This is a genomic window from Corallococcus interemptor, assembly GCF_003668875.1.
In the GTDB taxonomy this organism is placed as follows: Bacteria; Myxococcota; Myxococcia; order Myxococcales; family Myxococcaceae; genus Corallococcus; species Corallococcus interemptor.
The window spans coordinates 1-7,773 of sequence record NZ_RAWM01000214.1; the positions used below are offsets into that span (position 1 = coordinate 1).

The 7,773-nt window shown below is 72.1% G+C and carries 4 protein-coding genes; all 4 read right to left on the reverse strand.

The features are described 5' to 3' along the window. Positions 1–1,623 (reverse strand): serine/threonine protein kinase (locus D7X96_RS37965; protein WP_244219866.1); only part of this gene is annotated, 1,623 nt, incomplete at its 3' end. Between the two features lie 8 nt (positions 1,624–1,631). Continuing rightward, positions 1,632–4,160, reverse strand: coding sequence for a serine/threonine-protein kinase (locus tag D7X96_RS37970; RefSeq protein ID WP_121771918.1), 2,529 nt, complete (start codon positions 4,158–4,160; stop codon positions 1,632–1,634). A gap of 127 nt (positions 4,161–4,287) precedes the next feature. Further along, on the reverse strand, positions 4,288–4,596 hold the full coding sequence (locus tag D7X96_RS37975) for a hypothetical protein (RefSeq protein ID WP_120549277.1): 309 nt from the start codon (positions 4,594–4,596) through the stop codon (positions 4,288–4,290). Between the two features lie 205 nt (positions 4,597–4,801). Continuing rightward, entirely contained in the window at positions 4,802–7,756 is a 2,955-nt protein-coding gene (locus tag D7X96_RS37980) for a choice-of-anchor D domain-containing protein (RefSeq protein ID WP_120549276.1), read from the reverse strand. Between the last annotated feature and the right edge of the window lie 17 nt (positions 7,757–7,773).

Sequence of the window (7,773 nt, forward strand, 5' to 3'; positions counted from 1 at the left end):
GGTCGGGGTCAGGGCGGCTTCGCGCCGCTGCCCTTCCAGCTCCGCGTCGACGGCCTCCGTGACCGGAGTCGCGCCGGGGTTGGGCGGAGGGGTCGTCGCCGGGGCCGTGGCCTGCGCGGGCGGGCTCCCCTGCCCCGCGTCCCGGGCCACGGTGTTCGAGCGGGCCACGGCGAGGAGGCCCACGAGGCCCGCGAGTCCGACCGCGGCGCCCGCGGCCCACAGGGCGCGCTTGCGGCCCGGAGCGGCGGGCGGCCCCGGCTCGGTGGCGGAGACGGTGTCGAGCTCGCCGGTGGTGCCCGGGAGCTCGTCGTGGAACTCGTCCCGGGGCGCGGCCCGGCGCGCGGAGGCGCCGCTGTCGTCGCCCCAGACCTTCGAGCCCTCGGGCCTGGCGGCGGGGACCTCGCGGGATTCGGCGCGCCGGGACAGCGGCGCTTCCCTCCCCATCGACTGCAACGGCATCTGCGGCGTGGGCTGCGGGGGACGGCCGTTGGCATCCGCGTCCCGGGACAGCACCAGCGTCGTCCCGTGGCGGTCCTCGTCCGGAGAGGCGACCCGCTTCGCTCCCGAGGCATGGTCGCGCGACGGCATCACGGCGGTGGGCTCGCGGGGCGGCGGCGGGGCGTCGGGCAGCGCTCCGTCCTCCAGCGCCGTGCGCTCCGGGATCGCGGGCAGCGCCTGGTTGCTGGCCGCGACGGGGAACAGCTGGCGCATGAACGCGCCCACGTCGGTGTCGTCCACGGAGCGGGCCTGGTTCAACACGCACTGCGCCAGCGCGCGCTCCAGCTCACCCGCCGTCTGGTAGCGCTTCGTCAGGTCGCGCTCCAGCGCGCGGCAGATGACGGCGTCCAGGTCCGGCGGCACGTCCGGGTTGAGGCGCGCGGGCGGCACGATGGTGCTCTCCTGCACCGCGCGCAGGACGGCGATCTCTGAGTCCCCCTGGAACAGCCGCCCGCCGGTGAGCAGCTCCCACAGCACCACGCCCAGCGCGAAGACGTCGGTGCGCACGTCCACGCTCTCGCCCCGGGCCTGCTCCGGGGACATGTACGCGAACTTGCCCTTGAGCACGCCGGGGTTCGTCAGCTTGTTGCCCGCCTTCGCGATGCCGAAGTCGGTGAGCTTCACCGCGCCGTCGTAGGACACCAGCACGTTGTGCGGCGTGACGTCCCGGTGCACCAGGTTCAACAGCTCGCCGTTCACCCGCAGCCGGTGGGCGTAGTGCAGGCCGCGCGCGACCTCCGCGCCGATGTGCGCCACCAGCAGGGGCGGCAACGGCGTCATCGTCTCCTTGCTCCGCTTGCGCAGCTCCCACAGCGAGCAGCCGCGCACGTACTCCATCGCCAGGTAGTAGGTGTCCTCGTGCTTGTCGAAGTCGAAGATCTGCACCACGTTGGCGTGGTTGAGCCGCGAGGCCAGCCGCGCCTCCGCGATGAACATCTGCACGAAGTCCGGGTCGCTCGCGAGGAACGCCCGCACGCGCTTGATGACGACCTCCTTCTCGAAGCCCTCCGGCCCGCGCGCGGTGCACAGGAAGATCTCCGCCATGCCGCCTTCGGCCAGCTTGCGCCGCACGACGTACTTGCCGACGTGGGTTCCTGCCTCGAGCGTCACGGAAGGGTCGTCCAAGGCCGCGCCTACTCGAACTTGACCGTCACCACGTTGAGGTCGATGGGGCGCACCTCGATGCGGCGGCTGAGGGTGCGCTTCAGCTCGGGGTTGGTGAAGTTGCACTCATACGACCCCACCTGCAGATCCACCGGCTTGAACGGCGTCTTCCCCAGCTTGAGGCCGTTGCACGTCACGTCCGCCCCGGGCGTCACCTCGAAGCTCACCGGCGCGGACTGCTCCGCCGTGTCCGGCGCGCGAGGAGTGGCCACGCCGGAGGGCCCCACGCCCGGCTCCGGCGTCGTGGTCGCCGGGGGCTCCGTGCCGGGCTTTCCGGAGGACGGCAGCGGCACGAGCTTCAGCGGCCCCACGTCGAGCTGGCCGGACGGCGGGATGACGATCTGCGTGCGCAGCTCGCGGTAGCCTTCCTTGATCAGCACGACCCAGTAACGGCCGGGCTTCACCGTCGGCAGCGTCAGCGGCGTGCGCTCCGGGAGCACCCGGTCCTCGAACACGACGCGCGCGCCGGCGGGCTCGGACTGCACGTGCACGCCGCTGGCACCCAGGCCCAGGCTCCACACGATGCCCACGCCCACCAGGAGCGCGACGAGCACGATGGCGCCGTAGAGCAGCGCCCGGCGCTTCGGCGGCGCCACGGCGGACTGCTCGGTGACGGTGCCGGTGCGGCCGGGCGGCACCCACGGGCCCGGCATGGGCGCGCGAGACGCGGAGCGCGGCGCGGTGGACGCGGTCATCTCCTCGATGGTCGCGTGGGGCGCGGGCGCTGGCGGCCGGTGGTGGCGGTGCTCACCGGACGGCGTGGGCCCGCTCGCACGGGGGACCGGAATCTCGGAGCGCGGCACGGCGCGCATGTCCTGCGTGGGGCCCTCGTCCAGGTCGGCGCGGGAGACGGCGCGCATGTCCAGGGTCGAGTCGTCCTCGTCCCCCTGGGGCAGCGTCAGCGAGCGTTGATCCAGCGTGGGCCCGTCCTCCTCGACCTGGAACTGGACCCCGCCGGACAGCTTGCCCTGCGTGTCCACCATGGCGAGCGTGGGCGCGTCCTCTTCGACCTGGAACCCGCCGGACAGCTTGCCCTGCGTGTCCATCATCGCGAGCGTGGGCCCGTCATCCTCCGTCACCGTCGGGAGGGACGGCTCCTCCAGGCGCACGGGCCGGATGCTCCGCGAGGGCGGTGACTCCAGGGCCCGCCGCGAGCCCGTCATGCCCCGGGGCTCCGGCCGGACGTCGGCGCCGGCGCGAGGGTCGGCGTTGCGGACCTCGGACCTGGGCTCGGGCCGCGGGTCGGCACCTCGGGCCTCGGACCGGGGCTCCGGACGAGCGTCGGCCGCTCGCGCCTCCACCCGCGCCTCCGCGTTGCGGCCCTCCGGACGGGTGTCCGGCCCCCGCGCCTCCGAGCGCGCCCCGTCCCCGACCGAGTCCTCGCGGCGCGCCTCCACCTTCCCGCTGGGACGGCTGGACCGGTTCGGACGCAGCGTGGTGGTGGGCTCGTTCTCCGTGCGCGTGGGCGGCGTCGCGGGCCGCATCACCGACCGGCGCGGCGCGGGCGCGGGCGGAGGCCCACCGGCCTCGTCGTCCGTCACCTGCACCTCGCCGGAGCGCGCCTCCTCCGTCAGCCGGTCCGCGTACAGCTCCTTCATGTACGCGGCCAGGTCCGCCGTCGTGCCGCACGGCTGCGGCTGAGACGCGAGCCACCCCTCCAGCGCCCGCTGCAACTCCTGCGCGTGCTGGTAGCGCGCGTCCGGATCCTTCGCGAGCGCCTTGAGCACGATGGCGTCCAGCTCCACCGGCACCCGGGGCGCCACCTGCGACGGCGCCGGGACGTTGCACTCCGCCACCGCCGACAGGGTCAGCATGTCGCTGTGGCGCTTGAAGAGGCGCCCGCCGGTCAGCAGCTCATGCAGCACCACGCCCAGCGCGAACACGTCCGAGCGCCGGTCCACGCGCTGCCCGGAGGCCTGCTCCGGCGACATGTACGAATACTTGCCCTTGAGCACCCCGGAGCGCGTGACGGTGGCCTGATCCGCCGCCTTCGCGATGCCGAAGTCCACCACCTTCACGCCGCCGTCGAACGTCACCAGGATGTTCTGCGGGGACACGTCCCGGTGCACGATGCCCAGCGGGCGCCCCGCCGCGTCCGTCTTCTTGTGCGCGTAGTCCAGCCCCGCGCACGCCTCCAGCAGGATGCGGCACACCAGCGGCACCGGCAGCGGCCGCGCGGACGTCTCCGAGCGCTTCCACAGCCGGCGCGCGTCCACGCCATGGATGTACTCCATGGCGATGAAGAACGTGTCCCCCTCCGCCCCCAGGTCGTAGATCTGCACGACGTTGGGGTGCGCGAGCCGGGCCGCGATCCGCGCCTCGTCCAGGAACATCCGGACGAACTCGTCGTTCTCCGACAGGTGCGGGAGGATCCGCTTCAACACCAGCAGCTTGTCCGGAGCATCCGAACCCGGCCGGCGCGCGAGGTAGATCTGCGCCATGCCGCCCGTGGCGAGGCGCTTCAGGAGCTGGTAGCTGCCGTAGGTTTCGATGGACACGGCCGGAGGCGTGGAGGCGAACCCCAAGCGTAAGCGGCCGGGCCAGGGGAATCAAACATCGAATCCCCCTGGCCTTTTTCCGGTTCCACCGCTGGTGCGCCCTGGCGGTGCGCCCAGGCGGTGCGCCCTAGCGGCGGACGGCGCGGACCTCGCGGGTCTCCCGCATCAGCGCCTCCAGCTCATCCAGGTGGCGCTTGAGCACCGGCATCAGCACCGGCGCCGCGTCCACCCGGTCGAACAGGTCCAGCACCCGGTCCACCTTGCGCTCGATCTCCTGCGCCCTCACCGGGCTGATGCGCTTGAGGAGCAGGTCCGCCCCGGCCTCCATCAGCACCCGGGCCACCGCGTTGCGGTCCGCCAGCGGCTCCTGCTTGCGCTGCCCCTCTCCACGGATGACCCGCAGTCCCGGCGCACCGGCGCGCGGAGAGGACTTCATGGGCTCATCAGGGGTCCAGGTGCTCACAGCGCCTCCAGGGCAACAGCGTGCAGACGCTCCGCAGGGTACACACCGAGGGAGCGCCTCCAATTTTCTGGTCATCCGCACAGGCAGATGCAGTGCTGTAGCACCGGGGTCTGACACCCCCGTTCGGGGCCGGATGGCCGGCCCGTCACGGGGTCCACAACCACGGATTCCCCACCGTTCAGTCGTTGGCGCAGGCGCGGCGGTAGGTGATGGCCACCTTGGAGCCGGGCGGCGGCACCACGGTGAAGACGACGCTGTTGGTCGCCGCGTCGTAGCTCCACCCGCTGGGGGTGGGATTGCCGTTGACGCTCACCGTCACAGTGCCCGCGTCGGGCTCCTCGCTCAGCGGGAAGCGCTCCTGCGCGCTGAACGCCTTGCTGGCCACCTGGCGGAGGAGCGGCGCGTAGTCCGCCGCGCAGACGTTGAGCACCTCGCCGCCCGTCTGGGCCGCCGCGTCCGCGTACCGGGTGCCGGTGCCGCCCGCGGTGGCGCAGGACGTCTTGGTGGGCGCGATGGCGAAGAACGTGGCCCGCTGCGGCTGGTTCTCACCCTTGCGCTGCTGCGCCCACTGCACGTACGTGGAGACCGCGTCCGGCGAGTGGTCATCCTCGTCGCCCACGAACACCACCACCAGCGCCGCGGAGTCGCGCAGGAAGCCCGCGTTGCCGTCGTTGGGCAGCGGCGTGCGCGGATCATCCACGTTGTTCACCAGCGGCGAGGTCAGCGCGCGGCGCATCGCTTCAAAGCCCTGCTCCACCTGGGCGCACTGGCCCACCTGCACGTTCTGCTGGAGCACCTGCGTCACGTTGGCCGTGTTCAGCGTGAGGATGCGCTGGCGGCTGTTGTCCGCCGGGAAGAAGCGGCCGGCCTCACCGCCCAGCGCGCCGCCGGGGCACGCGCCGGACACCGCGGAGATGCCCGTCGTCGTCACCGCCATGTTCACGTCCACCGCCTTGTTGCGCGCGGCGTCCACGAACGCGGGGATGGCGGACACGAGCTTCGGGTGCTCCTCCACCATGGAGGCCGTGTTGTCCACGACGAAGAGGACGTCCACCTTGCTCACGTCCTGCTGCACGAAGTTGTCCGTCTTCTCCGTCTTCTTCGACGACTCGCCAATGAGCGGCACCATCAGCGGGATGGGCAGGTCGCTGGAGTCCACGAAGAGCGGCGACAGGTTCATGCCCGTCACCTGCGCCAGGTAGTCCACGCCCACCGTGAAGGACTCGCCCGGCTGGAGCTGGAACGCGGGCGGCGCCGGGTGATCCAGCAGCTCGAACTCCGTGTCGGTGGTGCCCGGCCCGATGAAGACGTTGGAGATGGTGACGGGCGTGGTGCACGCGTTGAGGTAGTTCACCTCGCGCGGCGCGGGGCGGCAGTCCTTGCGGCCCAGGCCGAAGTCCAGGTACCAGGGCGACGCCACCAGGCACGTCGTCTGCGAGTTCGCCATCAGCGGCACCTGCCGCACCGGCGTCGCCGGGTTGTACTGCTCCACCTGGAGCTCACCCGCGAAGTTGCCGCCGGTGAAGGGCGCCTGGAAGGCCACCTGGAAGCTGAACCAGTCCCCCGGGTAGATGATGCCGCCAAAGAGCTCGCCGCCGGGCATCTTGAACACGCCGCCGCCGTCGTTGGCGATGCGGATGTTCTTCACGGGGCACAGGTCCGCGCCCTTGTTCTCCAGCTTCACGCCCAGCACCGCGCCGCGGCCCGGCGGGATGGTGCCGAAGTCCACCAGCTGCGGGGTGATGGTCAAGTCACACGGCGCATGCGCCTTCGCGCTGCCGAAGAAGTCCAGCTGCACGGTGGCCGCGGAGAACGCGCTCGTGGTCATCACCAGCGCGCCGTTCGCGCTGCCCTCGCGCATGGGCTCGTAGAAGACCTCCAGGTTCAGCTCGCCGTTGGCCGGCAGCGTGAACGGCAGCGTCACCGGCTTGTGGTTGAACTGGAGCTGGGCGCCCGTCGCGTCCGGCGTCCAGTCCAGCGTGTTGATGGTCAGCGGCCCGGCGTTGTCCGTGCCGCAGTTCTTCACGTTGACCACCACGCGCACCTTGGAGCCCAGCGGCTGCTCGCCGAAGTCGTGCATCATCGGCGACACGCACAGCTCGGACGCGCCGCCAAAGCCGCGCAGCGGCACGGGCAGCGTGGGGTGGCGCTTGCTCACCACGGTGTAGACGGCGCGGTCCGTGGCCTGGCCCATGTGGCCGGGGCTGTAGCGGATTTCAAAGGCGCGCACCTCACCCGGCTGGAGCACCAGCGGCAGGCCCGTGTTGTTCTGGCTGAAGGACGCGTCCGTGCCATCCAGCATGAGCGACGTGACCGTGACGGGCTCCGTGCTGATGTTGCGCAGGCTGGAGGCCTTGATGGCGTCGCGGTCCACCGGCACCGCGCCAAAGTCCACCACCTCCGGCTCCGCCACCACCGCGCGCTCCAGCGACTCCGCCGTCAGCTGCACCGGCACGTCCGCGCACCCCGCGCACGGAGACAGGGCCAGGGCGATCTGCTTCTTCCCCACGCGCACCGGGTTGAAGGTGACGGGCAGCTCCACGCGCTCGCCCGGGTTCACCGTCAGGGGAGCCGCGACGAACTCATCCTTGTCCGCGCCCACCAGCTTGGGCGTCACCACCACCGGCAGCTCCGTGGGGTTGTCCAGCGTCACCCCCAGCGTCTTGGTGGAGTCCGCCTCGATGCGGCCGAAGTCCAGCGCGCGCGGCGTCACCCGCGCCCACGCGTCCACGCCGGCGCCGTTGAGCGGGATGCGCATCAAGGGCTCGATGCGCGTGTCCGAGCGGATGACGAGCACCGCGGGAAGTCCGCCCTCGGCCAGCGGCGCGAAGCGCACCTTCAGCGTGCACTCGCTGCCCGGCACCAGGCTGTGCGGACCCTCGTGGGTGAACTCGGCCTTGTAGGCGCCTTCCGGCCCCTCCACCCAGGCCTCGTCCACCGTGATGCGCGCGCGGCCCACGTTGCGCAGCGTCACCGTGGATTCGCGGGCGTCGAAGACAGCCACCCGCGCGAAGTCGACGCCGCCCGGCGTCGCCGTCAGCCGGCCATCCGCGAGCGACGAGCGCTCCCGGTCCGCGCAGCCCGACAGCAGCCCCACCACCACCAAGCCCAGCAGGCCCCAGCGCCCCGTCATGGCACCCACCCTTCCCT